The sequence below is a fragment of the Streptomyces sp. SAS_270 genome, assembly GCF_052543295.1.
The window spans coordinates 21257-43499 of the sequence record NZ_JBMNDS010000007.1 but is presented as its reverse complement, the minus strand read 5'-3'; the positions used below and the strand labels follow the sequence as shown (position 1 = coordinate 43499).

Here is a 22243-nt window from a genome sequence, read left to right as displayed (position 1 = left end):
CCACCCGCGCGCAGGGGATCGTTCTTTTCAGGGCCGGGGTCGCCCATTACCTCGGCCCGCGCCTGCCTCAGCCGGTGGCCGTCACCCCCCGGCCGGCGGCGCGTCGCGGAAGGGCCGTGGGCCAGTGGGCCAGGGCCGCCGTCGCCGCGTACCAGGCCACCGCGCCGGCCGCCACGGCGAACCAGCCGCCGACCTTCGCCAGGCCGTCGTTGTCCGCGAAGCGCCCGATGGCGAGGAGCAGCAGCGAGACGAAGAGCAGACCGTAGGTGCCCTGGCCGAGCAGGTCGCCGCCGGCGAGCGTGAGCGAGAGCGCCACGAGGGCGAACAGCAGCAGGAAGAGTCCCGCCGCGTTGTCGGAGATCTGGTTTCCGGCGGAGACCGCCCAGGTGAACCACAGGGCGCCGAGCGCCGAGAAGGCCGTACCGGTGGCCGTGTCGCGGTCGCGGAAGGCGAGCAGGCCGGCGACGAACAGTGCGACGCCGCCTACGTAGTGGGCCAGTGATACGGCGTCCGCCGCCGTCACGCCGTCGATCATGTCGGTGTACCCGAGGCCGAAGGCCAACAGGGTGATTCCGAGCGCGAGTCGGCCGACGATCGTGGTGGTGCTTCCCGCGGAGACGTCATTGTCCACGGCGGGCTCCCTTCGTGCTTGTGCGCTTGTGCGTGATCCCTATATGCCCTTCACAAGCGCACAAACACTCCCTACGCGCGAGTAGATTTATGCTGCGCCAAAGGGAGTTGCCCCTGCCCACGGCTCATCTCACCTGGGACAACGGGGGGTTACGGAATGACAACGCCGGATGCCCGCGCGCGTCGGTCGACGCAGGCGCGGGTCAGGGGATGACGATCACCGGGCGCTTGGCGCGCTTGGCGAGCCGCCCGGCGACCGAGCCGAAGATGCGTCCGACGATGCCGTGCGTGGAGCCCACGACGATCGCGTCCGCCTCGTACTCCCGCCCCACCTCTTCGAGTTCGTGGCAGATGTCCCCGCCGCGCTCGACGAGAATCCACGGCACCTCGGCGAGATACTCCGCGCAGGCGAGTTCGAGGCCGAGCACCTCGGTGCGATGGTCGGGTACGTCGACGAAGACCGGGGGCTCGCAGCCCGCCCACACCGTGGTGGGCAGCCGGTTGGCGACGTGCACGATGATCAGGCCCGAGCCGGAGCGATGGGCCATGCCGATCGCGTACGCGAGGGCACGCTCACTGGACGTCGAACCGTCGAAACCGACGACGACGCCGTGCTTGAAGGCGGGATCGCAGGACTGGCGGAGTTCTTCCGCCGGCAGGGCCTCGGGCGCCGTGTGATCGGCGAGCGGGCGCTTGCGGTTCGCGGGATCGTGGAATTCGTGACCGGCCATGGGTATCTCGGCGTTTGGATCCTCTGGTGGGACGGCAAGGTGCGGCAGAGCAGTGTCCGGGAATCATCTTCCCAACCCCATACCCCCAAGGGTACGGCGGCACGCCTCCTCTGCCCAGATCCCGCGCGCCTTGTGCGGCGTTCCCCGGAGCATGCATGAGAGGCGCCCGTAACGCAATGGTTGCTGCCCCGTACAGGTGGTTTGCGCAGGCTTCACCCGGGATCCCTTGCGGTGCGGGGCCACCGGGCAGTGACCGGCCGGTCGAACACGCGTTGAAGGGGATGAGCCATCGCCGTGAGGAGCACCAGGGAGCCCACCATGCCCGGACCCGAGACCGTGACCCACCGACCCGAGACCCACCACTCCCGCGGACCGCACTCCGGCGGAGGACACCCCGGCAACCCCGGCAACCCCGGGCCCCCCGGGCATCCGACGGCGCCCGCCGCGCCGGACACGGCGAGCGACGTGGTGCGCTGGGCGGCCTTCAGCTGCGTCCTGGTCCCGGTGGTCCTCGTCTGGTACGGCACCTCGCTCGCCGGGGCGGCCGGTACGGCACTGGGCCTGGCGGCCGTGACCGGAGCCTGCCGGGTACTGCTGCGACAGTCCGAGCGGGGCGCGGCGCAGCTGCTGGCCGAGGAGCACTCCCCCCATCGCGGACGGCACGGCAGGAGTGGCGCGGGAGCCCACAGAGGCGGGCGTCATTCTGGGGGAAACAAGCCGGTCGACTGACCGGTTTGCGCGCACGCCCCCGACTCTTTTCAGCCAACTTCGGCCTACCGTGCATCTCTTGGTCGAACGACCCCGCAACCCGCGTTCGACCTGCACTGTAAGGACCTCGGCGGGCGCGCACACCCTATGTGGATTGGCCACTGACACGAGGCGCACTTCCCTGCACGGCCCACGAGTGCAACGCTTCGTGATCGAATGCTTCACGCCAAGTTGCCATGTCGACAATGTGCCGTGTGGCGAACTGGTCACGCCGGCACCACGGGACACAGTAGATTCGATCATGCTGTCTTACGGCGGGGGACTCGTGCAGGACCGAGGGGAAACGTGCAGGAGCGACACAACCGAGGAGCCGCGACCACCGAGGGGGGCTTAGCAGTATGAGCCACGACTCCACTGCCGCGCCGGAAGCCGCGGCCCGGAAACTTTCCGGGCGACGCCGCAAGGAGATCGTCGCGGTGCTGCTGTTCAGCGGCGGCCCCATCTTCGAGAGTTCCATACCACTGTCGGTGTTCGGGATTGACCGCCAGGACGCCGGCGTGCCGCGCTACCGACTGCTGGTGTCCGCAGGCGAGGAAGGCCCGCTGCGGACCACAGGGGGCCTCGAACTCACCGCGCCACATGGCCTGGAGGCGATCTCGCGGGCAGGCACGGTGGTCGTGCCCGCCTGGCGGTCGATCACCTCGCCGCCACCGGAGGAAGCGCTCGACGCGCTGCGCCGCGCACACGAGGAGGGCGCCCGCATAGTCGGGCTGTGCACCGGCGCCTTCGTCCTCGCCGCGGCGGGCCTGCTGGACGGCCGACCCGCGACCACACACTGGATGTACGCACCGACGCTGGCCAAGCGCTATCCGTCGGTGCACGTCGATCCGCGCGAACTGTTCGTCGACGACGGTGACGTCCTCACCTCGGCGGGCACGGCGGCCGGAATCGATCTGTGCCTGCACATCGTGCGCACGGACCACGGAAACGAGGCGGCGGGCGCACTGGCCCGCAGGCTGGTGGTCCCCCCGCGCCGCAGTGGCGGCCAGGAGCGCTACCTCGACAGGTCTTTACCGGAGGAGATCGGCGCCGACCCGCTCGCGGAGGTCGTCGCCTGGGCGCTGGAGCACCTCCACGAGCAGTTCGACGTGGAGACGCTCGCCGCGCGTGCGTACATGAGCCGTCGGACGTTCGACCGCCGGTTCCGGTCGCTCACCGGGAGCGCTCCCCTGCAGTGGCTGATCACGCAAAGGGTGCTTCAAGCGCAGCGGCTCCTTGAGACGTCCGACTACTCGGTGGACGAGGTGGCGGGCCGCTGCGGCTTCCGCTCCCCGGTGGCCCTGCGCGGCCACTTCCGCCGCCAGCTCGGCTCGTCGCCGGCCGCGTACCGGGCGGCGTACCGCGCCCGCAGGCCGCAGTCGGACAAGCCGTCGGACGCGGACGGCGCCGCGGGGGCCTCCGGGCCACCACCGGTGCTCACGCACGAGGGCCCCGGCCCGGTCCCGATGCAGACCCGCCGCACGGCGGCGGCGAGCGCGATGGGCCCGTCCACCTCCGTGTCGACGGACCCGGGCCGGTCCGGCGCGGAGCGCGGAGACCGTTCGGAGCGTTCGGAGCACCTGTACGCGGCGGGCCGGCCGAGCCTGCCGGGGCAGCGCAGCGCGCCGTAGCCGCCGTAGCCACGGAGGCGCAGGACGACGGGTGGGGCGGGTGGGCTTCGGCCCCCCGCCCGGCCCGGTCCGCCCTGCCGGGGTGCTCGCCCGGACGCACGGGCGGGTCCTGCGCGCCTGGAGGGGCCGTAGGGTGAGACACATGAACGATCGCATGGTGTGGATCGACTGCGAGATGACCGGGCTCTCGCTGTCCGACGACGCGCTCATCGAGGTGGCCGCACTCGTCACCGACTCGGAGCTGAACGTGCTCGGCGAGGGGGTGGACATCGTGATCCGCCCGCCCGACCGGGCCCTGGAGACGATGCCGGACGTGGTGCGCACGATGCACACGTCCTCCGGTCTCCTCTCCGAGCTGCCCGAAGGCACGACGCTCGCCGACGCCGAGGCCCAGGTCCTGGCGTACGTCCGGGAGCACGTCAAGGAGCCCGGCAAGGCCCCGCTGTGCGGAAACTCGGTGGGCACGGACCGGGGTTTCCTCCTGCGGGACATGCCGACGCTGGAGGACTACCTCCACTACCGCATCGTGGACGTCTCCTCCGTCAAGGAGCTGGCCCGCCGCTGGTACCCGCGGGCGTACTTCAACAGCCCCGACAAGAACGGCAACCACCGCGCCCTCGCCGACATCCGCGAGTCGATCGCCGAACTCCGCTACTACCGCGAGGCGATCTTCGTCCCGCAGCCCGGCCCCGACTCCGACACCGCCCGCACCATCGCGGCCAAGCACGTCCTGCCTGCGGAATAAGCGCTTCACGGGGCCCCGCCGGGCCCCGTGAAAAAGGCGGGCGCGAGCACCCCTTCGGACCCTGTACACTTTTTCTCGGCCGGTCGGAGAAAAACAAAGACCGGACATGGTGGGTGTAGCTCAGCTGGTAGAGCACCTGGTTGTGGTCCAGGATGCCGCGGGTTCAAGTCCCGTCACTCACCCTGAAGACCGAGGCCCGGTCCGCGCAAGCGGACCGGGCCTCGGTCGTGTTCCCCTCACGGTCCTCTACCGTCCTCTGTCATGACCGTGATCAGCGCCCAGTCCTTCCGCACCGCCCGCCTCGATGTCCTCCCCCTCCGCGTCGAGCACGCCGAGGAGATGGCCGGGGTGCTCGGCGACCCGGCGCTGCACGAGTTCATCGGAGGCGCTCCGCACTCCCCCGAAGCACTGCGGGCACGCTACGAGCGGCTGGTCGCCGGCTGCCCCGACCCCGCCGTCGCCTGGTGCAACTGGGTGCTGCGCCTGCACGAGGGCGGGGCCCTGGTGGGGACGGTGCAGGCGACGGTCGCCGGGGGCGTCGCGGAGATCGCCTGGGTGGTGGGCACCGGCTGGCAGGGGCGCGGGTTCGCGTCCGAGGCCGCCGTGGGGCTGGTCGGATGGCTGGAGCGGCAGGGCGCAGGGTCCGTCGTCGCCCATGTCCACCGCGAACACCGCGCGTCGGCGGCCGTCGCCACGGCGGCCGGGCTGACACCGACGGACGAGGAGCAGGACGGTGAGGTGCGGTGGCGGCGCGAACCGCGCCCCTGACGGAGACGTCCGTACGGGCCGCCGTGCCCGAGGCGCCCCTTCGGGACCCCGGCCGTACGGCCGCATCGACGCCCCCTCGCGGCCTCCCGCCACCCACGACCGCGTCACCGGCCTTCCGGGACAGCACGCCTGACGCCCCGCCCCCCGCCAGGCGGCGGCGAAGTCGCGGGCCGTTCGGCGCCGAGGAGCAGGACGGCGAAGCACGGCCACATCCCCCGCCACCCAAGACCACGTCACCAGCCTCCCCGGACAGCACGCCTAACGCCCCGCCTCCCGGGGCGGATCGGCGGCCTCCCGCCACGCGGCGGCGAAGTCGCGGGCCGTTCGGTAGCGGTCGTCGGGGTTGGGGAAGGTGGCGCGCTCGACCACCGCCAGTTGTTGCGGGGTGCCGCGCCAGGCACGTTCCTCGTCGCCCGCGTCGAGGAGCAGCCGGGCGGTGCGGCCCAGGGTGAAGACCGTCGTACGGATGTCGATGAACGCCCCGCGCACGAACTCCTCCGGCGCCATGAACCGACGGGAGCCCGGCAGCCGTTCGTCCTCCACGAGGAAGGGGCCCGGGCGGTACTCGTCGAGGTCCACCAGATGCATCACGTCCGCCGTGAAGTCGTACAGCAGTGCGCCGTCGTAGAAGTCGACGGCGACGTGCCCGGCGGCCTCCACCGCGAGATGGGCGTCCAGGACGCGGTCGAAGGCGCCCAGGACGCGGGCGGGCGGCAGGGCGCGGAAGCGGGCCATGGGGCTGCCCGGGCTCGTACGGTCGCGGTGTCCCCCCGCGGTGGCGTGGTACAGCACTTCGCCCTCCCGCCAGGGCATCACCACCGCCGAACCGCCCTGCTGTACGGCGATCCGGTGCACCTGCGGGACGATCGCCGTGTGCCGTACGGCCCGGTGGAACGCCCAGCCGCGCTCCAGCGAACGGCGCGCCCGGCCGGTGACCGCCTCCTTCACGAACCAGCGCGCCCCGTCCAGCAGCCGCACCCCGTACGACACGCACCCCGAGTCCTGCTCGCGGAACACCCTGAACACCTCGCCCACCCGCCCCAAGTGAGGCTCCACGGCGGATACTTCGTCGACTCCCAGCAAGGGGTGTAGGACCATGCCCCAAAGCCTGCCCGACGGGGGCGCACCCGTGTCGCTCATATGGAGAGATGTCGCAGGCGGGACGGGCGCGGAGACCGGATTCCGGGCGCCCGGCGACCGGGCCGCGCCGGGTGGCGGGCTTCCTTCAGGGTCCGCCCGATCGGGTCAGGTCCATCAGGTCCGCCCGATCGGTACGGCCCGTCAGGTCCGTCAGGAAGAAGCCCGCAGGATCAGTTCCGAGGGCAGGACGAGTTGGCGGCGCTCCAGGCCCCGGGACGCCGCCGGGCGGCGGTCCGCGATCTCGTCCAGGAGGAGGTCGATCATCGCGTGGCCCATGTGCTCGATGGGCTGGCGGACGCTGGTCAGCGGGGGGTCCATGTGACGGGCGATGGCGGAGTCGTCGTAGCCGACGAGCGCCACGTCGTCGGGGATACGGCGGCCCGCCTCGCGCAGGACCTGGCGGGCGCCCGCCGCCATCACGTCGGAGCCGGCGAAGACCGCGTCCAGCGTCGGGCAGTGGGCCAGCAGCTGTGTCATCCCGCGGCGGCCGCCCTCCTCGGTGAAGTCACCGGGGACGATCAGGCCCTCGTCGACCTCGCGGCCGGCGTCCTGCAGCGCCTCGCGGTAGCCGTCGACGCGGCGCTGGGCGCCGAAGACGTCGAGGCGTCCGGCGATGTGGGCTATGGTCCGGCAGCCCCGTTCGATCAGATGTTCCACGGCGACGCGGCCGCCGCCGTAGTTGTCGGAGTCGACCGACGGAAGCGTCTCCTCCACCGAGCGGCGACCGCTGATCACGGCCGGGATCTCCAGCTGGGAGAGCAGGTCGGGCAGCGGGTCGTCGGCGTGGACGGAGACCAGGAGGACGCCGTCCACCCGGTGCGCGGCGAGGTACTGGGCCAGCCGGCGCCGCTCGCGGTCGCTGCCCGCGAAGATCAGCAGCAGCTGCATCTCGGTCTCCGACAACGCGGAGCCGACGCCCTTGAGCATGTCCGAGAAGTACGGCTCCGCGAAGAAGCGGGTCTCCGGCTCGGGCACGACGAGCGCGATCGCGTCCGTGCGGTTGGCGGCGAGCGCGCGGGCCGCCGTGTTGGGCACGTAGCCGAGTTCGGCGACCGCCGCCTCGACCGCCGCGCGGGTCGCGTCACTGACCCGCGGGGACCCGTTGATCACCCGCGACACCGTGCCGCGGCCCACTCCGGCCCGCGCGGCGACCTCCTCAAGCGTCGGCCGCCCGCCGCTCCGGCCCCGCGCTCCGTGGCCTGCCATGGTCCGCCTCCTGTCACGCCGCGTCACACCGCGTCGGCCTGGAATCTAACAGTCGTGATCCCTCGGCGAAGCCTCGGAGCGAGCCGTGGACGTCCGCCGGGCTCTTTAGCTAACAGGCCGATAACCGAAGGCATATCTCGCCGCTTCCACCCTTGACACCCCCGAACAAACCGACGACTCTTCAACACATCACCTGTGGGAGCGCTCCCACGGTACCTGACACATACACATCCCGCACGTTCCCCGCCCGAGCCGCAGCGAGAATAACGGGCCCAACAGTGCAGTTGGCCGGGGGGTCGGCACGTCAGGCAACAGGAGGACGCAATGCGCACGAGTACCCGCCGATCCCACCGGTTGGTGGCCCTCGCGGCCGTCGCCGCGTTGAGTACGGGGCTGCTGGCCGGCTGTTCCAAGGACTCGGACGACGGCAATTCGAACTCCGGCGGTGGGGGCGGTGGCGGTGGCGGTGGCAAGACCACGCTGACCATCGGCACCTTCGGGGTCTTCGGCTACAAGCAGGCCGGGCTCTACGACGACTACATGAAACTGCACCCGAACATCTCCATCAAGGAGAACGTCACCACCAAGACCGACGTGTACTGGCCCAAGACCCTGACCCGTCTGCAGGCCGGTGCCGGCACCGACGACATCCAGGCGATCGAGGTCGGCAACGTCACGGAGGCCGTGCAGACGCAGGCCGACAAGTTCGTCGACCTCGGCAAGGAGGTCGACAAGTCCCAGTGGCTGGACTGGAAGAACGCACAGGCCACCACCAAGGACGGCAAGCTGATCGGCCTCGGCACCGACGTCGGCCCGATGGCGATCTGCTACCGCAAGGACCTGTTCAAGAAGGCCGGCCTCGAGACGGACCGCACCAAGCTCGCCGCGCAGTGGAAGGGCGACTGGTCCAAGTTCGTTAACGTCGGCAAGGACTACATGAAGAAGGCGCCCAAGGGCACCAAGTACGTCGACTCCGCCTCCTCGGTCTACAACGCGGCGCTGGGTGGCGAGAGCCAGCGCTACTACGACAAGGACGGCAACGTCATCTGGGACAAGTCCACGGGCGTGAAGAACGCCTGGAACGCCGCGATGGAGGTGGCGACCAGCACCATGTCGGCGAAGCTGAAGCAGTTCGAGGACCCGTGGAACAAGGCCCTCTCCAACGCCAGCTTCGCGACGGTGGCCTGCCCCGCGTGGATGATCGGCTACATCGAGCAGAAGTCCGGCGCCTCCGGCAAGGGCAACTGGGACGTGGCGGCGGCGCCGACCGCGGCCAACTGGGGCGGTTCGTTCATCGGCGTGCCGACGGCGGGCAAGCACCAGAAGGAGGCCATCGCGCTGGCGAAGTGGCTGACGGCCCCTGAGCAGCAGGCGAAGGTCTTCGCCAAGCAGGCGAGCTTCCCGTCGACCCCGTCGGCGTACGCGGCCCTGAAGCCGCTGCCCGACACCACGGCATACTTCTCGGGCGCCCCGATCGCGCAGATCTTCTCCGACTCGGCGAAGACCATCCCGACGCAGATCTTCGGCACGAAGGACCAGCCGATCGGCACGGCCATCACGGACGTCGGCATCCTCCAGGTCGAGCAGAAGGGCAAGACGCCCGACCAGGGCTGGGACGCGGCAAAGAACGAAATCAAGGACGTGCTCGGCCAGTGACAGGCTCCAAGCAGGCTCTCGCGCACCCCGCGTCGAGCGCCGACGCCGCGCTCACGGTCGCGGTACACCACCGCCCTCTGGCCCCGACTCCTGGCGCAGCCGGCTGTACCGCTGGGACATGAAGGCGTCGCCGTACGCGTTCATCGCCCCGTTCTTCATCTTCTTCGGCGCCTTCGGGCTCATCCCGCTGCTGTACACGGCCTGGTACTCGCTGCACAACGTGCAGCTCTCCGGTCTTGACCACCAGACCTGGGCCGGCCTGGACAACTACAAGAACCTGCTGTCCTCGGACTTCTTCTGGAACGCGCTGAAGAACACCTTCACCATCGGCGTGATCTCGACCGTGCCGCAGCTGATCATGGCGATCGGGATCGCCCACCTGCTCAACTACAAGCTGCGCGGCTCGATCGTGTGGCGGGTCGTGATGCTCACCCCGTACGCCACCTCGGTGGCGGCGGCGACCCTGGTGTTCGTGCTGCTGTACTCCTGGGACGGCGGCATGATCAACTGGCTGCTGCACTTCGTCGGGGTCGATCCGGTCAACTGGCGCGAGTCCGACTGGGGCGGGCAGTTCGCCGTCTCCTCGATCGTGATCTGGCGGTGGACCGGCTACAACGCGCTGATCTACCTCGCGGCGATGCAGGCGATCCCCGCCGATCTGTACGAATCGGCCGCGCTGGACGGCGCGGGCCGCTGGCAGCAGTTCCGCCATGTCACGATCCCGATGCTGCGGCCGACGATCCTGTTCACGGTGGTCGTCTCCACGATCGGTGCGACACAGCTGTTCGGCGAGCCGCTCCTGTTCGGCGGATCCAAGGGCGGCTCCGAGCACCAGTACCAGACGCTGGGTCTGTACATGTACGACCAGGGCTGGACCATCGGCAACCTCGGCAAGGCGTCCGCGATCGCTTGGACGATGTTCCTGATCCTGCTGATCGTCGCCGCGATCAACCTGCTGATCACCCGACGGCTGAGGAAATCCCAATGACCACAAGTGAACTGACGCTCCCTCAGTCGGAAGGGAAGGCGAAGGGTAAGGGTGACCGGGGCACCCCCGGACGCCGCCGGGTGCTCGGCGCGGGCAAGCAGCTGCACGCGGGTCCGCTCACCTATGTCGTCCTGTCCGTCTTCGCCGTCGTCTCGCTGGCGCCGCTGCTGTGGACCGTGATCGCGGCCTCGCGGACCGACCAGCGGCTCGCCCAGACGCCGCCGCCGCTGTGGCTCGGCGGGAACCTGTTCAAGAACCTGCAGGCCGCGTGGGAGCAGGGCGGCCTCGGCACCGCGATGGTCAACAGCACGCTCGTCGCGAGCACCATCACCGTCGGTACGGTCCTGTTCTCCACGCTCGCCGGGTTCGCCTTCGCCAAGCTGCGGTTCAAGTTCTCCAGCACCCTGCTGCTGCTGACCATCGGGACGATGATGATCCCGCCGCAGCTGGCCGTCGTACCGCTGTATCTGTGGATGAGCGATCTGGGCTGGTCCAACCAGTTGCAGACGGTCATCCTGCCGACCCTGGTGAGCGCTTTCGGCACGTTCTTCATGCGGCAGTACCTGGTCCAGGCGCTGCCCACCGAGCTGATCGAGGCGGCGCGGGTGGACGGCGCGAGCAGTCTGCGCGTCGTGTGGCATGTCGTCTTCCCGGCGGCACGGCCGGCGATGGCGGTGCTGGGACTGCTGACGTTCGTGATGGCCTGGAACGACTTCCTGTGGCCGATCATCGCGCTCAACCAGCAGAACCCCACCGTGCAGGTCGCCCTCAACTCGCTCGGTACCGGCTATGTGCCCGACCAGGCGGTGATCATGGCCGGCGCGTTGCTCGGCACGCTGCCGCTGCTCATCGCCTTCCTCCTGTTCGGCAAGCAGATCGTGGGCGGGATCATGCAGGGCGCGATCAAGGGCTGATCGCCCGCGCCTTCGCCCGACGGGGCCGGGTCACCGCCGCCTCGGCCCCTCCCTTCCCTCCCTTCCCCCCTCCAATCGTCGGTCTCCACGACCCCTCATGGGAGCGCTTCCATGCCTGATCCCGTAACCCCCACCACCCCTGTGACCTTTCCTTCCGCCTTCCTCTGGGGCGCCGCTACCTCCGCGTACCAGATCGAGGGGGCGGTGCGGGAGGACGGCCGCACCCCCTCGATCTGGGACACCTTCAGCCATACGCCGGGCAAGACCGCGGGCGGCGAGCACGGTGACATCGCTGTCGACCACTACCACCGCTACCGCGACGACGTGGCGCTGATGGCGGAGCTGGGCCTGACGGCGTACCGCTTCTCGGTCTCCTGGTCGAGGGTGCAGCCGACCGGCCGCGGTCCCGCCGTCCAGCGCGGCCTGGACTTCTACCGCCGGCTGGTCGACGAGCTCCTCGCCCATGGCATCAAGCCGGCGATCACCCTCTACCACTGGGACCTTCCCCAGGAGCTGGAGGATGCAGGCGGCTGGCCCGAGCGCGAAACGGCGCTGCGCTTCGCCGAGTACGCGCAGATCGTGGGCGAGGCACTGGGCGACCGGGTCGAGCAGTGGATCACCCTCAACGAGCCCTGGTGCAGCGCCTTCCTGGGCTACGGCTCGGGGGTGCACGCTCCTGGCCGTACGGACCCGGTGGCGTCGCTGCGGGCCGCGCACCACCTGAACCTGGCGCACGGGCTGGGCACTTCGGCGCTGCGGAGCGCGATGCCGGCCCGCAACACGATCGCGGTGAGCCTCAACTCATCAGTGGTCAGGCCACTTTCGCAGGACCCGGCGGACCTGTCGGCCGCGCAGCGCATCGACGACCTGGCCAACGGTGTCTTCCACGGTCCGATGCTGCACGGCGCGTACCCGGAGACGCTGCTCGCGGCGACGGCGTCGCTCACCGACTGGTCGTACGTCCTCGACGGCGATCTCACCCTGATCAACCAGCCGTTGGACGCGCTGGGCCTCAACTACTACACGCCCACGCTGGTTTCGGCCGCCGAGAACGCCGCCTCCGGCCCGCGCGCGGACGGCCACGGCGCCTCCGACCACTCCCCCTGGCCGGGCGCGGAGGACGTCGCCTTCCACCAGACCCCGGGCGAGCGCACCGAGATGGGCTGGACGATCGACCCGACGGGCCTGCACGACCTGATCATGCGCTACTCGCGGGAGGCTCCGGGCCTGCCGCTCTACATCACCGAGAACGGCGCCGCCTACGACGACAAGCCCGACCCGGAGGGCAACGTCCACGACCCCGAGCGCATCGCCTACCTGCACGGCCACCTCTCGGCGATCCGCGGGGCCATCACCGACGGCGCCGACGTCCGCGGCTACTACCTGTGGTCCCTCATGGACAACTTCGAGTGGGCGTACGGCTACGAGAAGCGCTTCGGCGCGGTGTACGTCGACTACGCGACCCTGGCCCGCACCCCGAAGTCGAGCGCCCGCTGGTACGGCGGGGCCGCCCGCACGGGTTCCCTTCCGGCGCTGCCGACCGCCGACTGAGTCCACCATCCCGGGGGAACGGGGGGCGGGGACGGGGCGCGGCACCTGAGGGGGGTGCCGCGCCCCCCCCCCCCCCCCCACAGCCGTGGCGACGTGTCCCGACGTGTCCCGACGTGGCTGACGACCGGCTTCGGGCTACCGGCTGCCGAGTTCGGCGGCGAACAGCTCGCGCACGCGTGCCCAGGAGTCGTCGGCGGCGGCCTTGTCGTAGGGCTCGCGTCCGGGGACGAAGAAGGCGTGCCGGGCGCCCGGGTAGACGACGAGTTCGTGCCGTATCCCGTCCGCCGTGAGTGCCTCCTCGATCTGCTCGCGCTGCTCGGCGTCGATGACGTGGTCGAGTTCGGCGAAGAACATGAGCACGCGCACATCGCGCTCGGCGATCCGGCCGGTCTCCTCCAGCAGCGGCCGCGGTCGGCTCAGCGCGGTGCCCGCGACGGGCAGCCAGCCGGGGTAGTAGATCGCCACCGCGTCGAGGTCGAGCCGACTCGCCGCGAAGTACGTGATGTGCCCGCCGAGGCTGAAGCCCAGCGCCCCGGTCCTCCCGCTCGCCCCCGCGTGCTCCCGCACATACGCGGCACAGGCCCGCAGGTCTGCCTCGACCTCGTCCCGCGTCAGCCGCCCGACCAGCTCGAAGGCGCGCGTGCGGTTCTCATCGCTCTCGGCGAGCCCCGCGGCGGTCCCCGCACCGAACCGGTGGTAGACGTCCGGGACGATCGCCACGTATCCGAGCGCCGCGACCTGCCGGACGATCTCCCGGACGTCCTCGGTCAGCCCCCACAACTCGGCCCCGACCAGCACGGCCGGGTACGCGCCGTCCCCCGCCGGGCGAGCGAGATATGCGGTCATGGGCGGAGCGCCCTCCAGCCGCGCTCCGACCTCTGCCGCGACCTCTATCCCGAGCTCTTCGGCTACGACTTCATGAACCATGACATCCCCCTTGATGGTTGTGGGCAGAGCCACTATCTCCGCATGGCCGGGCCCGCTCCACCCGTTTCCGTACCTCTGCTCGAACCGTATGCACGGCGCCCCGGCCGAGTGGGGGGAGTCCCGGCCGGGGCGCGTTCCCCCGTGGTGAGGCGCCTGGCTTACTTGTAGGCGCCGAAGGCCTTCGTGAAGGCGTTCGCGTCCTGGACGATCGAGCTGCACGTGGCGTCCGCGGAGGGCTTCGCACCGCCCGCGCACTGCTTGTCACGGGCCGCCGACCACATCGACAGCCAGCCGAGGCCCTTCGACTTGGCGAAGCTCACGAGCTGGGTGGCGTCGTCGACCTTGAAGATCTCCGCCGACACGTCGTTGACGCCGATCATCGGGGTGAGCGCGACCGCCTTCCAGGCCGCGCTGTCGGAGAGCCCGAACACGCTCTTGACCTGGGCTTGCGTCGCGGTGGCCGCCTGCTCGGCGTAGGTGCCCATGTCACCGCTGTACGCGGGGCCGTAGTCCATCGCCATGATGTTGACGGTGTTGGTCCTCACACCGTTCGACTTGGCGTTGGACAGGAGGTTCACGCCGTCCTGGGTGAGGCCCTCGGGCATCACGGGGAGGGTGAACGAGACGTCCAGGGACGGGTGTTGCTGCTGCAGCTTGGCGATGGCCTGCGCGCGGCGGGTGTTGGCGGCGGTGTTCGGCAGCGCGCCGCCCTCGATGTCGAAGTCGACCTTGGTGAGCTTGTACGCGTCCACGACCTTGCCGTACGCCGTGGCGAGGGCGTCGGCCGAGGAGCAGGTGGTCGCCAGCTCCGAGCCGGAGGCGCCGCCGAAGGAGACGCGGACGTCGCCGCCCTTGGCGCGCAGGTCGCCGATCTGGGCGGCCACCCCGTCGCTGCCCAGGTCGCTCACACCGCCCCACTTGGGCGTGCAGCTCCCGCCGTCCGTGATGAAGGCCAGGTTGTAGTCCTTCACGCCGGTGGCCGTGGCCGAGGCGAGCAGGTCGAAGGCGGGGTAGAGGGAGGTGTCGACGTACGGCGCGAAGCCGGCGCTGGTGGTGGTGCCGCTGCCGCTGCTCTCCGACGCCGAGGGGCTCGGGCTCGTGCTCTGCGAGGCGGTGGCCGTGGGGGTGGGTTTCGAGGTGGGTGTCGCCGATTGGGTCGGGCGGCCGCTCGGCTCCGGTGTGGCGCCGTCGTCCGCGGAGCACTTGGCGCTGTCGATGAGACAGCCCGTCGGGTTCGCGCTGCCGTTCACGACGAACCCGACGGTGACGGACTCACCGGCCGCCAGGCCGTCCTTGTCCCAGGACGGGGGTTTCACGGTGACGTGCTGCCCGCTCACGCTCGACTCGCCGTTCCACAGCGAGCTCAGCTTGGCTCCGGACGGCAGGTCGAACTCAAGGGTCCAGGCGCTCTTCGCCTGGCCGCTGTCGTTCGTTACGACGTACTGCGCGGTGTAACCCGTCGACCAGTCACTGGTCTTGGTGTACACGGCGCCGACCCCGGCCGCATGCGCCGTCCCCGTGAACAGGAGGGCACCGCCGCCCACGACGGCCGCGGCGACCACGCCACCTATCGCCTTGTTCCTGCCGCTGACCTTGCGCCGGTGCGTACTGCTCATCGCGTGCCTGCCTTCGCTGTTCACGGGGTGCCCCTGGGGCGTGGGGGGCTCCGGGGGTGGGTGCGGCAGCACGCTAGCGATCCGGAATCGGACAAACCGCTTGATCCGGACGGGACTTGAGGATCTTAGGGTGCGCTTAAGGAAGGGATCGGGGACGGTTAAAGGTAGAGACCAATTTGGCCCTGTCCCGCCGGCCGCCGACGCGCAACCGCCCCGCTCCGCTGCGCCGCGCCTCGCCCTACCTCGCCGCGCGAGTGGTCAGCGCACGGCCGTGCCGCGCCTGCGGCGTCGTACGGCCGCCCCTCGGTGCCCCCGTCGGACCGGAGCCCGCCCGTCCAGCTGGATCCATATCCGGACCTCGGTCCCGCCCAGCACCGACGACCCGATCCGCACGTCCCCGCCCGTCGCCTCCGCGAGCCGTCGCACGATGTCCAGGCCGAGGCCCGTCGAGCCGTCGCTCCCCGACCCGCGGCCGCGCGCCATCGCCGCCTCCGGGTCCAGGATCCCGGGGCCCGCGTCGGACACCAGGACGATCACCGCGTCCTCACCGTTGTGCACGTCGACCGCGAAGGCCGTGCCCTCCGGGGTGTGCCGGAAGACGTTGCCGAGGAGGGCGTCGAGGGCGGCTGCCAGGTCGGCCCGGGCCACGGGTATCCGCACCGGACGGTCGACGCCCGCGACCCGTACCTTGCGGCCCTCGTCCTCGGCGAGCGCCGACCAGAAGTCCATGCGCTCGCGGACCACCTCGGCGGCGTCGCATCCGGCGCCGACCCCCTTGGCGGCGGTCTGCGGCTTGGCCTCGCGGGCCGTGCGGATGATCGTGTCGACCTCGCGCTCCAGCTGGGCGACGGCGGCCCGGGTCTGCTCGGCGGCGGGCCCGTCGCCGAGGGAGGCCGCGTTCAGCCGCAGCACGGTCAGCGGTGTCCGCAGCCGGTGCGAGAGGTCGGCGGCCAACTCCCGCTCATTGGCGAGCAGTTCGACGACCTGGTCGGCCATCGAGTTGAACGCGACCGCCGCCAGCCGCAGTTCGATCGGCCCGTCCTCGGGCACCCGTGAGCCCAGCTTCCCCTCCCCCAGTTCGTGCGCACCCTCGACCAGCCGCTGCGCGGGCTGCACCATCCGTACGCCGAGCCGGTCGGCGACCGCGACCGAGCCGATGACGAGGGCGACGCCGACGGCGGCGAGGACCGCCCAGGCCGTACCCACGCCGTTGCTGACCTCGGACTCCGGCACGTACACCTCGACCACCGCTATCTTGCCGGAGCTCAGCGCGGTGGGCTGGAGCAGGGTGGAGCCGCCGGGCACCTCGGTCGTCGAGGCGCGGCCCAGCTTCCGGGTCGTGGTGATGTCCTTGCCGGCGGCCCGCTGCGGGCCGATGTCGACGGCCGCCTTGCCGTCGGCCGCCGGTATGTGGACGGCCATCCCGTCGTCCGAGCCCGCGGAGGCGACGACGCGCTCCAGCTGGTCCCGGTCGGTGGTGATGGAGAGCGCGGGCGCGACGGCGGCCGCCTGCCGCTCGGCGTTGGAGAACGCCCGGTCGCGCGCCATCTCCTTGATCACCAGGCCCAGCGGGACCGCGAACGCGACGACGACCATCGTGGTCACCGCCACACACACCTTGACCAGCGCCCACCTCACAGCAGCGACTCCGCTCCCGGTGGCTCCAGCTTCACGCCGACGCCCCGCAGGGTGTGCAGATAGCGCGGCCGCGCCGCCGTCTCCCCCAGCTTCCGCCGCAGCCACGACAGATGGACGTCGATGGTCTGGTCGTCACCGTAGGACTGCTGCCACACCTCGGCGAGCAGTTCCCTGCGCGGTACGACGACGCCGGGCCGTCCGGCCAGGAAGGCGAGCAGGTCGAACTCGCGGCGCGTGAGGTCCAGCCGTACGCCGTCCAACTCGGCCTCGCGGCGCAGCGGGTCGATCGCCAGGCCGCCGACGCGGATGACCGGGGACGGGGGCGTTTCTCCGACGGCCGCCCGGGCTCGCCGCAGCACGGCCGCCATCCTCGCCGACAGGTGCTCGAACGAGAACGGCTTGGTCAGGTAGTCGTCCGCTCCGTCGTTGAGCAGCCGGACGATCTCCGTCTCGTCGTCCCGTGCCGTGGCGACGATCACGGGCACGTCGGTGATCCCGCGCAGCATCTTCAGGGCCTCGGACCCGTCCAGATCGGGCAGGCCGAGGTCCAGGATGACGACGTCGAAGGAGAAATGCGCGACCTCGCGCAGCGCCTCGAGGGCCGTACCGACACTGCGCACCGTGTGCGAGGCGTCGGCCAGATGCCGGATGAGGGCTGAGCGTACGAACTGGTCGTCCTCGACCACGAGCACACGAGCCATGGGCGGCACCGTACGCCATCCGGGGGATCGTGGTCCGGCGCCTGTGGACAACCCCGGCAGCATCCCGGCGACGCCCCGCCCCTGCGACGTCCATGGGGCATCGGGGGGACATCAGTGGGGCGCGTGGGGCAGTATGGCCCGCGATGCGCAGAGGTCTCGTACACGTTCTGGCTTGGTCGCTCGCCACGGGCGCGGCGGTCACGCTGTCGTGGTGGGGTGTCCACACGGTGATGGCGGGGACCGCGTACGACCCGCCGCGCGCCCTGCCCATCACGGCGGGCGACACCACCACGCAGGAAGCCCGGCCGCAGGTCTCCTCGACCAGCCGCCCGTCGCCGTCGAAGAGCTCGCGGCGGCCGTCCCCCAAGGCCGGGAGCGGGAAACCGAGCACCACGCGGCCCTCTTCGTCGCCGTCGTCGTCGCCCTCGCGGTCCGCCGGCTCGGACCCGTCCACGTCCGGGCAGGTCAAGAGCTACGACTCCAAGGGCGGCCGGGCGGTCTTCGACCTGGGCAAGACCTCCGCGACGCTGGTGTCGGCGACGCCCGCCGCGGGCTGGTCGATGCAGGTGTGGAAGACGGAGACATGGATCCGCGTCGAGTTCGCCTCCGGCTCGGACCGGGTGTCGGTGTTCTGCACCTGGCACGACACCGCGCCGAAGGTGGACGTCGAAACGTACTAGAAGCGCCGATTGCCGGGTGTGCCGGGACGTGGTGCGTGGATCCGGTTCAGCGGAACACCGACGGCGGCGGCGCCGGTGACGCCACGGCCGCGGCGTCCGTCACCGGCGTCGCCCCGCCCGTGAAGTCGGCGAGCGCCTTGCCGTGCTCGACGCGCCCGGGGTGCGGGTCGGAGGCCGCGCGGCGGGTCAGCTCGGCCAGCGGCAGCGGCCGGTCGGAGCCGACGAGGACCGCGTTGCCGAAGCGCTTACCGCGCAGCACCGTCGGGTCGGCGATCAGGGCCAGTTCGGGGAAGACGCTCGCGACGGTGGCGACCTGGCCGCGCAGGTGTGCCAGCGGCGGCCCGTCGGCGAGGTTGGCGGCGTAGAGACCGCCGGGTCCGACGGCTCTGCGGACGTCGTCGAGGAACTCCGTCGACGTGAGGTGCGCGGGTGTCCGGGCCCCGCTGAACACGTCCGCGATCACCAGGTCCGCCCAGCCGTCAGGCACCTTCGCGAGGCCCTCGCGGGCGTCCATGGAGCGCACCCGGATGCGGGCGTTCGGGTCCAACGGCAGCTCGCGGCGGACGAGTTGGACGAGGGCGGCGTCGCGCTCGACGACCTGCTGCGTGGAGCGGGGGCGGGTCGCGGCGGTGTAGCGCGCGAGGGTGAGGGCGCCGCCGCCGAGGTGCAGGACGTGCACGGGCCGGCCGGGCGGGGCGACGAGGTCGATGACATGGCCGAGGCGGCGCTGGTACTCGAAGGAGAGGTACGCGGGGTCGTCGAGGTCCACGTGCGACTGCGGGGCGCCGTCGATCAGCAGGGTCCAGGCGCGCGCCCGGTCCCGGTCGGGTATGAGCTCGGCGAGCCCCCCGTCGACCGCCTCGACGACGGCCTCCGCCGCCTGCGCCCGCTTCGCGTTCCTCGCCCTTGCCATCCCGCCATTATCAGGGGGTACGAGCAGGGCGGCGAGAGCAGGTGGACGCGGCGGCCGCCGCGGGCTCGGCGGCCGTCCGTAGCGGGCTCAGCGGCAGTTGTCGGCGGCCTCGATGAGGCGGGCCGCCTCGCCGAGGGCCGCACGCAGAACGGCCGGGTCGGTCGCCAGGTCGGCGTCGCCCGGTGGCAGCAGCCAGTCCGAGCCCTCGACCGGGGGCTCGGGGGCAAGGCTCGCGAGACTGATGCCGCGCCCGTTGGTCTGCGTACAGGTGCTGCCGGGCACGTCCCAGGCGTCGGCGGTGCCCGGCGGCACCAGGAAGCCGAGCGTGTCGCAGCTGTCGTCGTGGAGGACGGGGCCGACCGAGTCGCCCGCGCCGCGGCGCAGGATGTCGACCGCCTCCAGCCCCTGCCGCGCCGGAACGGTCACCAGGTCGCACTCCGAGGCCGACTGCGGTGCGGCGCCGCACTCCGCCGCCGGCCAGTGCTGTGCCGTCGTCAACGCCGTACAAGGTGCGATCGACAGCGACGTACAAGGATCGGTGCTCTGCCTGCTCTCCATCCCGGCCTCCACCACGGAACCCCTCCTCCTGCGCGAGCGGCTCGGGAGTTCGGGTGGCTCCCGGTCCATCGGGTTCAACGCGCCAGAGCGTCAACGGCTACGGCGAAACTCCGCCGTAAAGAATGGCAGTTCATGGCAGATCCAGGATGAGATATCCGGTTTGTAGCCAAACCCAGCGTGGTGGCGTCGTCACAGCAGGTACGTTCTTGCCCCGCCGGAAGCAGGGCAACAGCAGTGCAGCGCAAGGCATCACAGGGCGTTGACGGCAGCAACTCACCTTGCATCCGGCATGGTTCGACGGTTCGCGAGAGAGGGCCCGGCCATGACGTCGTCAACGGTGACCTCGTCCCAGTCCCCCCGGCCCGCGCGGCCGAATCTCGCCTTCCGGCGGCTGCGCGCACAACGCTCGCCGGCCGAGTTCGCCGCGCTGGTACGGCGGGCGGCGCGCGAGATCGGCGAGCGGGTCAGCTGCGACGCGCGCTACGTGGGGCGGGTCGAGGCGGGGGAGATCCGCTGTCCCAACTACGCGTACGAGCGGGTGTTCCTGCACCTGTTCCCCGGCCGCACGCTCGCCGACCTGGGGTTCGCACCCCGCTCGTCGGTGCGCGGCCGGGGGGCGCGCGAAACGGACGAGGCGCTCCCCTCGCACACCACGAGCCCGATGCACGCCTCACCTGAGACGGAGGGGGCGCACGAGACGTATGACACGCAGGACCCGTACGACACGCACCAGGACGACGAGGAGAGCGACGTGCAGCGTCGCGCATTCATGACCGGAGGCACCGCCACCGTGGCGGCCGCCTCGCTCGGCCCCTTCGGGGTCGCCCACGGCAGTGTCGCCCATGCCGTGCCCCGGCCCGGCCGGCGGGCGGGCGTGTCCGAGGCGGGCGCCCTCGAAGAGGCCGTACGCAAGATCAGGCTGCTCGACGACCGGCACGGCGCCGACGGCCTCTACCGGCGGGCCTCGGCTCCCCTGCGGACGGCGTACGAACTGCTCGACGCGGGGGCCACCCGGCAGACGACCGCCGACCGGCTGTACACCGGGGCGGGCGAACTGGCCATCTCCGTGGGGTGGCTGGCGCATGACTCCGGCCGCTTCGACGACGCGCGCTCGCACTACGCGGAAGCCCTCGCGACCGCCCGGATGTCCGGCGACCCGGGCCTGGAAGCACACGCCTTCTGCAACACGGCCTTCCTCGCACGCGACGCGGGGCGCCCGCGCGAGGCGGTGCGCGCGGCACAGGCGGCGCAGCGGGCGGCACGCGGCGTGGGCTCCCCTCGCCTGATGTCGCTGCTCGCGCTGCGCGAGGCCGGCGGCTGGGCGGGGCTCGCCGACCGCGCGGGGGTCGAACAGGCACTCGCCCGCGCCCAGGCCCTCTACGAACGCGGCCCCTCGGACACCGACCCCGAGTGGATGACGTTCTACGGAGAGGCCGAACTGGAGGGGCTGGAGGCCCAGTGCTGGTCGACGCTGGGCGACTGGCCCCGCGCGGCCCGGCACGCCCGTCGCGCCGCTGACCTCCAGGACCCGCACTTCACCCGCAACATCGCCCTCTACACCGCCGAACTCGCCGACGACCTCGCGCGCGGCGGCCGCCCCGACGAGGCCGCCACGGCGGGCCTGCGCGTCCTGGACCTCCTCGACGAGGTCCAGTCCTCCCGCATCCAGACGATGCTGGCAGGCACCGCGCGCGTGCTGCTCCCGCACCGCAGGGCCTCGGGGGTGTCGGCGTTCCTGGAACGGCACGCTTCACTGCCGCGCACTGCTTGAGGGCGCGTGCGGGGGAAGCCCCCTAGGCCTGCAGGTGACCGATGTCGTTCCACGTCTCCACTGCAGGATCGCCATAGGCCCATCCGAGAACCGACAGAGAGGTGGGGTTGAGGCGGATGCGGGCGGCGAAGTCCACGGGGAGGCCCAGCCAGCGGGCGCCGATGGCGCGCAGGATGTGGCCGTGGGCGAAGACCAGCACGTCACGGTCCTCGGACCGGGCCCGGTCGACGACCTCGTCCGCGCGCGCGGAGAGCTGCTCCAGCCTCTCGCCGTCGGGCACGCCGTCGCGCCAGATCAACCAGCCCGGGCGGATCGCCTGGATCTCGTCCGGGGTCATGCCCTCGTAGGCGCCGTAGTCCCACTCCATGAGAGCGTCCCAGGTGGCCGCCCGCTCGCCGAACCCGGCGAGCTCGCACGTCTCACGCGCGCGTGCCAGGGGGCTGGTGAGCACCTCGACTCCGGCGAGTCCGTCGAAGGGAGCGCGGTGCAGGCGTTCACCCAGTAGTTTGGCGCCGCGTCGGCCCTCTTCGAGGAGCGGGATGTCCGTCCTGCCGGTGTGCTTCCCGAGCAGGGACCATTCCGTCTGTCCGTGCCGGGCCAGCAGGATGCGCGGTGCCATGGAGAGGGCCCTTCCGGGAGAAATCAGCGGCGGATCCCTCCATCATCGCGCACGCTTGCACGGGGCAACCCATGGGGCGATCTCAGCGTCTTTGACGACCGAGGGCCCCCCAC

Annotated in this window: 20 protein-coding genes, 1 tRNA gene and 1 pseudogene; 11 read left to right on the top strand and 11 right to left on the bottom strand. The window is 71.3% G+C overall.

Going from position 1 to position 22243, the window contains the following annotated elements:
- Window positions 1-67: 67 nt before the first annotated feature.
- Both ACN6LB_RS06975 and ACN6LB_RS06970 read right to left on the bottom strand, forming a co-directional pair.
- The gene (locus ACN6LB_RS06975; RefSeq protein WP_356141205.1) at window positions 68-631 is read right to left on the bottom strand and encodes a GPR1/FUN34/YaaH family transporter; all 564 of its coding nucleotides are present in this window, start codon (window positions 629-631) and stop codon (window positions 68-70) included.
- Between the two features lie 202 nt (window positions 632-833).
- Window positions 834-1361 (bottom strand): universal stress protein, encoded by a 528-nt coding sequence (locus ACN6LB_RS06970; protein ID WP_356141207.1) that lies wholly within the window; start codon window positions 1359-1361, stop codon window positions 834-836.
- 318 nt (window positions 1362-1679) lie between these two features.
- On the opposite strand from ACN6LB_RS06970, the gene ACN6LB_RS06965 reads away from it, so the two are divergent.
- From ACN6LB_RS06965 to ACN6LB_RS06945, 5 genes are all read left to right on the top strand, one after another.
- A complete protein-coding gene (locus ACN6LB_RS06965) occupies window positions 1680-2090 on the top strand; it encodes a hypothetical protein (protein WP_445025004.1) in 411 nt (136 codons plus the stop codon).
- 377 nt (window positions 2091-2467) lie between these two features.
- The gene (locus ACN6LB_RS06960) at window positions 2468-3739 is read left to right on the top strand and encodes a helix-turn-helix domain-containing protein (protein ID WP_445025003.1); all 1272 of its coding nucleotides are present in this window, start codon (window positions 2468-2470) and stop codon (window positions 3737-3739) included.
- A gap of 142 nt (window positions 3740-3881) precedes the next feature.
- A complete protein-coding gene (orn, locus tag ACN6LB_RS06955) occupies window positions 3882-4484 on the top strand; it encodes an oligoribonuclease (RefSeq protein ID WP_356141213.1) in 603 nt (200 codons plus the stop codon).
- Window positions 4485-4593: 109 nt separating this feature from the next.
- Window positions 4594-4666, top strand: a tRNA-His gene (locus ACN6LB_RS06950).
- Window positions 4667-4745: 79 nt separating this feature from the next.
- A complete protein-coding gene (locus ACN6LB_RS06945; protein ID WP_445025002.1) occupies window positions 4746-5252 on the top strand; it encodes a GNAT family N-acetyltransferase in 507 nt (168 codons plus the stop codon).
- A gap of 258 nt (window positions 5253-5510) precedes the next feature.
- On the opposite strand, the gene ACN6LB_RS06940 is transcribed toward ACN6LB_RS06945, so the two are convergent.
- Together ACN6LB_RS06940 and ACN6LB_RS06935 are read right to left on the bottom strand one after the other, a co-directional pair.
- Window positions 5511-6350: a serine/threonine protein kinase gene (locus ACN6LB_RS06940; protein ID WP_445025001.1), complete on the bottom strand. Its 840-nt coding sequence runs from the start codon at window positions 6348-6350 to the stop codon at window positions 5511-5513.
- Between the two features lie 192 nt (window positions 6351-6542).
- Entirely contained in the window at window positions 6543-7598 is a 1056-nt protein-coding gene (locus tag ACN6LB_RS06935) for a LacI family DNA-binding transcriptional regulator (RefSeq protein WP_356149368.1), read from the bottom strand.
- 324 nt (window positions 7599-7922) lie between these two features.
- Between ACN6LB_RS06935 and ACN6LB_RS06930 the strand changes: the two genes are divergently transcribed.
- The 4 genes and pseudogenes from ACN6LB_RS06930 (at window position 7923) to ACN6LB_RS06915 (ending at window position 12707) form a co-directional block, all read left to right on the top strand.
- Window positions 7923-9254 (top strand): ABC transporter substrate-binding protein, encoded by a 1332-nt coding sequence (locus ACN6LB_RS06930; RefSeq protein ID WP_445025000.1) that lies wholly within the window; start codon window positions 7923-7925, stop codon window positions 9252-9254.
- A pseudogene (locus ACN6LB_RS06925) lies at window positions 9251-10242 on the top strand (carbohydrate ABC transporter permease). Before ACN6LB_RS06930 ends, ACN6LB_RS06925 begins: the two are co-directional and overlap by 4 nt.
- A complete protein-coding gene (locus tag ACN6LB_RS06920) occupies window positions 10239-11156 on the top strand; it encodes a carbohydrate ABC transporter permease (RefSeq protein ID WP_445024999.1) in 918 nt (305 codons plus the stop codon). Before ACN6LB_RS06925 ends, ACN6LB_RS06920 begins: the two are co-directional and overlap by 4 nt.
- Before the next feature lie 111 nt (window positions 11157-11267).
- Window positions 11268-12707, top strand: coding sequence for a GH1 family beta-glucosidase (locus ACN6LB_RS06915; RefSeq protein WP_445024998.1), 1440 nt, complete (start codon window positions 11268-11270; stop codon window positions 12705-12707).
- A gap of 135 nt (window positions 12708-12842) precedes the next feature.
- On the opposite strand, the gene ACN6LB_RS06910 is transcribed toward ACN6LB_RS06915, so the two are convergent.
- The 4 genes from ACN6LB_RS06910 to ACN6LB_RS06895 all read right to left on the bottom strand — a co-directional run bounded on the left by ACN6LB_RS06910 (window position 12843) and on the right by ACN6LB_RS06895 (window position 17589).
- A complete protein-coding gene (locus ACN6LB_RS06910; RefSeq protein WP_445024997.1) occupies window positions 12843-13634 on the bottom strand; it encodes a dienelactone hydrolase family protein in 792 nt (263 codons plus the stop codon).
- A gap of 158 nt (window positions 13635-13792) precedes the next feature.
- Entirely contained in the window at window positions 13793-15250 is a 1458-nt protein-coding gene (locus ACN6LB_RS06905; protein WP_445024996.1) for a glycoside hydrolase family 18 protein, read from the bottom strand.
- Window positions 15251-15508: 258 nt separating this feature from the next.
- A complete protein-coding gene (locus ACN6LB_RS06900) occupies window positions 15509-16888 on the bottom strand; it encodes a sensor histidine kinase (protein ID WP_356142063.1) in 1380 nt (459 codons plus the stop codon).
- The gene (locus tag ACN6LB_RS06895; RefSeq protein ID WP_445024995.1) at window positions 16885-17589 is read right to left on the bottom strand and encodes a response regulator transcription factor; all 705 of its coding nucleotides are present in this window, start codon (window positions 17587-17589) and stop codon (window positions 16885-16887) included. The genes ACN6LB_RS06900 and ACN6LB_RS06895 overlap by 4 nt, the downstream gene beginning before the upstream one ends.
- A gap of 143 nt (window positions 17590-17732) precedes the next feature.
- Between ACN6LB_RS06895 and ACN6LB_RS06890 the strand changes: the two genes are divergently transcribed.
- Window positions 17733-18269 carry a hypothetical protein gene (locus ACN6LB_RS06890; protein ID WP_445024994.1) on the top strand — a complete coding sequence of 179 codons (537 nt, stop codon included), beginning with the start codon at window positions 17733-17735 and terminating at the stop codon, window positions 18267-18269.
- 46 nt (window positions 18270-18315) lie between these two features.
- On the opposite strand, the gene ACN6LB_RS06885 is transcribed toward ACN6LB_RS06890, so the two are convergent.
- Window positions 18316-19182 carry a spermidine synthase gene (locus ACN6LB_RS06885; protein WP_356142057.1) on the bottom strand — a complete coding sequence of 289 codons (867 nt, stop codon included), beginning with the start codon at window positions 19180-19182 and terminating at the stop codon, window positions 18316-18318.
- Between the two features lie 87 nt (window positions 19183-19269).
- Entirely contained in the window at window positions 19270-19755 is a 486-nt protein-coding gene (locus ACN6LB_RS06880) for a hypothetical protein (RefSeq protein ID WP_445024993.1), read from the bottom strand.
- A gap of 307 nt (window positions 19756-20062) precedes the next feature.
- Between ACN6LB_RS06880 and ACN6LB_RS06875 the strand changes: the two genes are divergently transcribed.
- Window positions 20063-21511: a hypothetical protein gene (locus ACN6LB_RS06875; RefSeq protein WP_445024992.1), complete on the top strand. Its 1449-nt coding sequence runs from the start codon at window positions 20063-20065 to the stop codon at window positions 21509-21511.
- Between the two features lie 22 nt (window positions 21512-21533).
- On the opposite strand, the gene ACN6LB_RS06870 is transcribed toward ACN6LB_RS06875, so the two are convergent.
- The gene (locus ACN6LB_RS06870) at window positions 21534-22130 is read right to left on the bottom strand and encodes a histidine phosphatase family protein (protein ID WP_445024991.1); all 597 of its coding nucleotides are present in this window, start codon (window positions 22128-22130) and stop codon (window positions 21534-21536) included.
- Window positions 22131-22243: the final 113 nt, after the last annotated feature.

Coding starts and splice junctions, on each gene's coding strand:
- ACN6LB_RS06970 (WP_356141207.1), bottom strand. CDS start 1,361: ATGGCCGGTCACGAATTCCACGATCCCGCGAACCGCAAGCGCCCGCTC.
- ACN6LB_RS06965 (WP_445025004.1), top strand. CDS start 1,680: ATGCCCGGACCCGAGACCGTGACCCACCGACCCGAGACCCACCACTCC.
- ACN6LB_RS06960 (WP_445025003.1), top strand. CDS start 2,468: ATGAGCCACGACTCCACTGCCGCGCCGGAAGCCGCGGCCCGGAAACTT.
- orn (WP_356141213.1), top strand. CDS start 3,882: ATGAACGATCGCATGGTGTGGATCGACTGCGAGATGACCGGGCTCTCG.
- ACN6LB_RS06945 (WP_445025002.1), top strand. CDS start 4,746: ATGACCGTGATCAGCGCCCAGTCCTTCCGCACCGCCCGCCTCGATGTC.
- ACN6LB_RS06940 (WP_445025001.1), bottom strand. CDS start 6,350: ATGGTCCTACACCCCTTGCTGGGAGTCGACGAAGTATCCGCCGTGGAG.
- ACN6LB_RS06935 (WP_356149368.1), bottom strand. CDS start 7,598: ATGGCAGGCCACGGAGCGCGGGGCCGGAGCGGCGGGCGGCCGACGCTT.
- ACN6LB_RS06930 (WP_445025000.1), top strand. CDS start 7,923: ATGCGCACGAGTACCCGCCGATCCCACCGGTTGGTGGCCCTCGCGGCC.
- ACN6LB_RS06920 (WP_445024999.1), top strand. CDS start 10,239: ATGACCACAAGTGAACTGACGCTCCCTCAGTCGGAAGGGAAGGCGAAG.
- ACN6LB_RS06915 (WP_445024998.1), top strand. CDS start 11,268: ATGCCTGATCCCGTAACCCCCACCACCCCTGTGACCTTTCCTTCCGCC.
- ACN6LB_RS06910 (WP_445024997.1), bottom strand. CDS start 13,634: ATGGTTCATGAAGTCGTAGCCGAAGAGCTCGGGATAGAGGTCGCGGCA.
- ACN6LB_RS06905 (WP_445024996.1), bottom strand. CDS start 15,250: ATGAGCAGTACGCACCGGCGCAAGGTCAGCGGCAGGAACAAGGCGATA.
- ACN6LB_RS06895 (WP_445024995.1), bottom strand. CDS start 17,589: ATGGCTCGTGTGCTCGTGGTCGAGGACGACCAGTTCGTACGCTCAGCC.
- ACN6LB_RS06890 (WP_445024994.1), top strand. CDS start 17,733: ATGCGCAGAGGTCTCGTACACGTTCTGGCTTGGTCGCTCGCCACGGGC.
- ACN6LB_RS06885 (WP_356142057.1), bottom strand. CDS start 19,182: ATGGCAAGGGCGAGGAACGCGAAGCGGGCGCAGGCGGCGGAGGCCGTC.
- ACN6LB_RS06875 (WP_445024992.1), top strand. CDS start 20,063: ATGACGTCGTCAACGGTGACCTCGTCCCAGTCCCCCCGGCCCGCGCGG.
- ACN6LB_RS06870 (WP_445024991.1), bottom strand. CDS start 22,130: ATGGCACCGCGCATCCTGCTGGCCCGGCACGGACAGACGGAATGGTCC.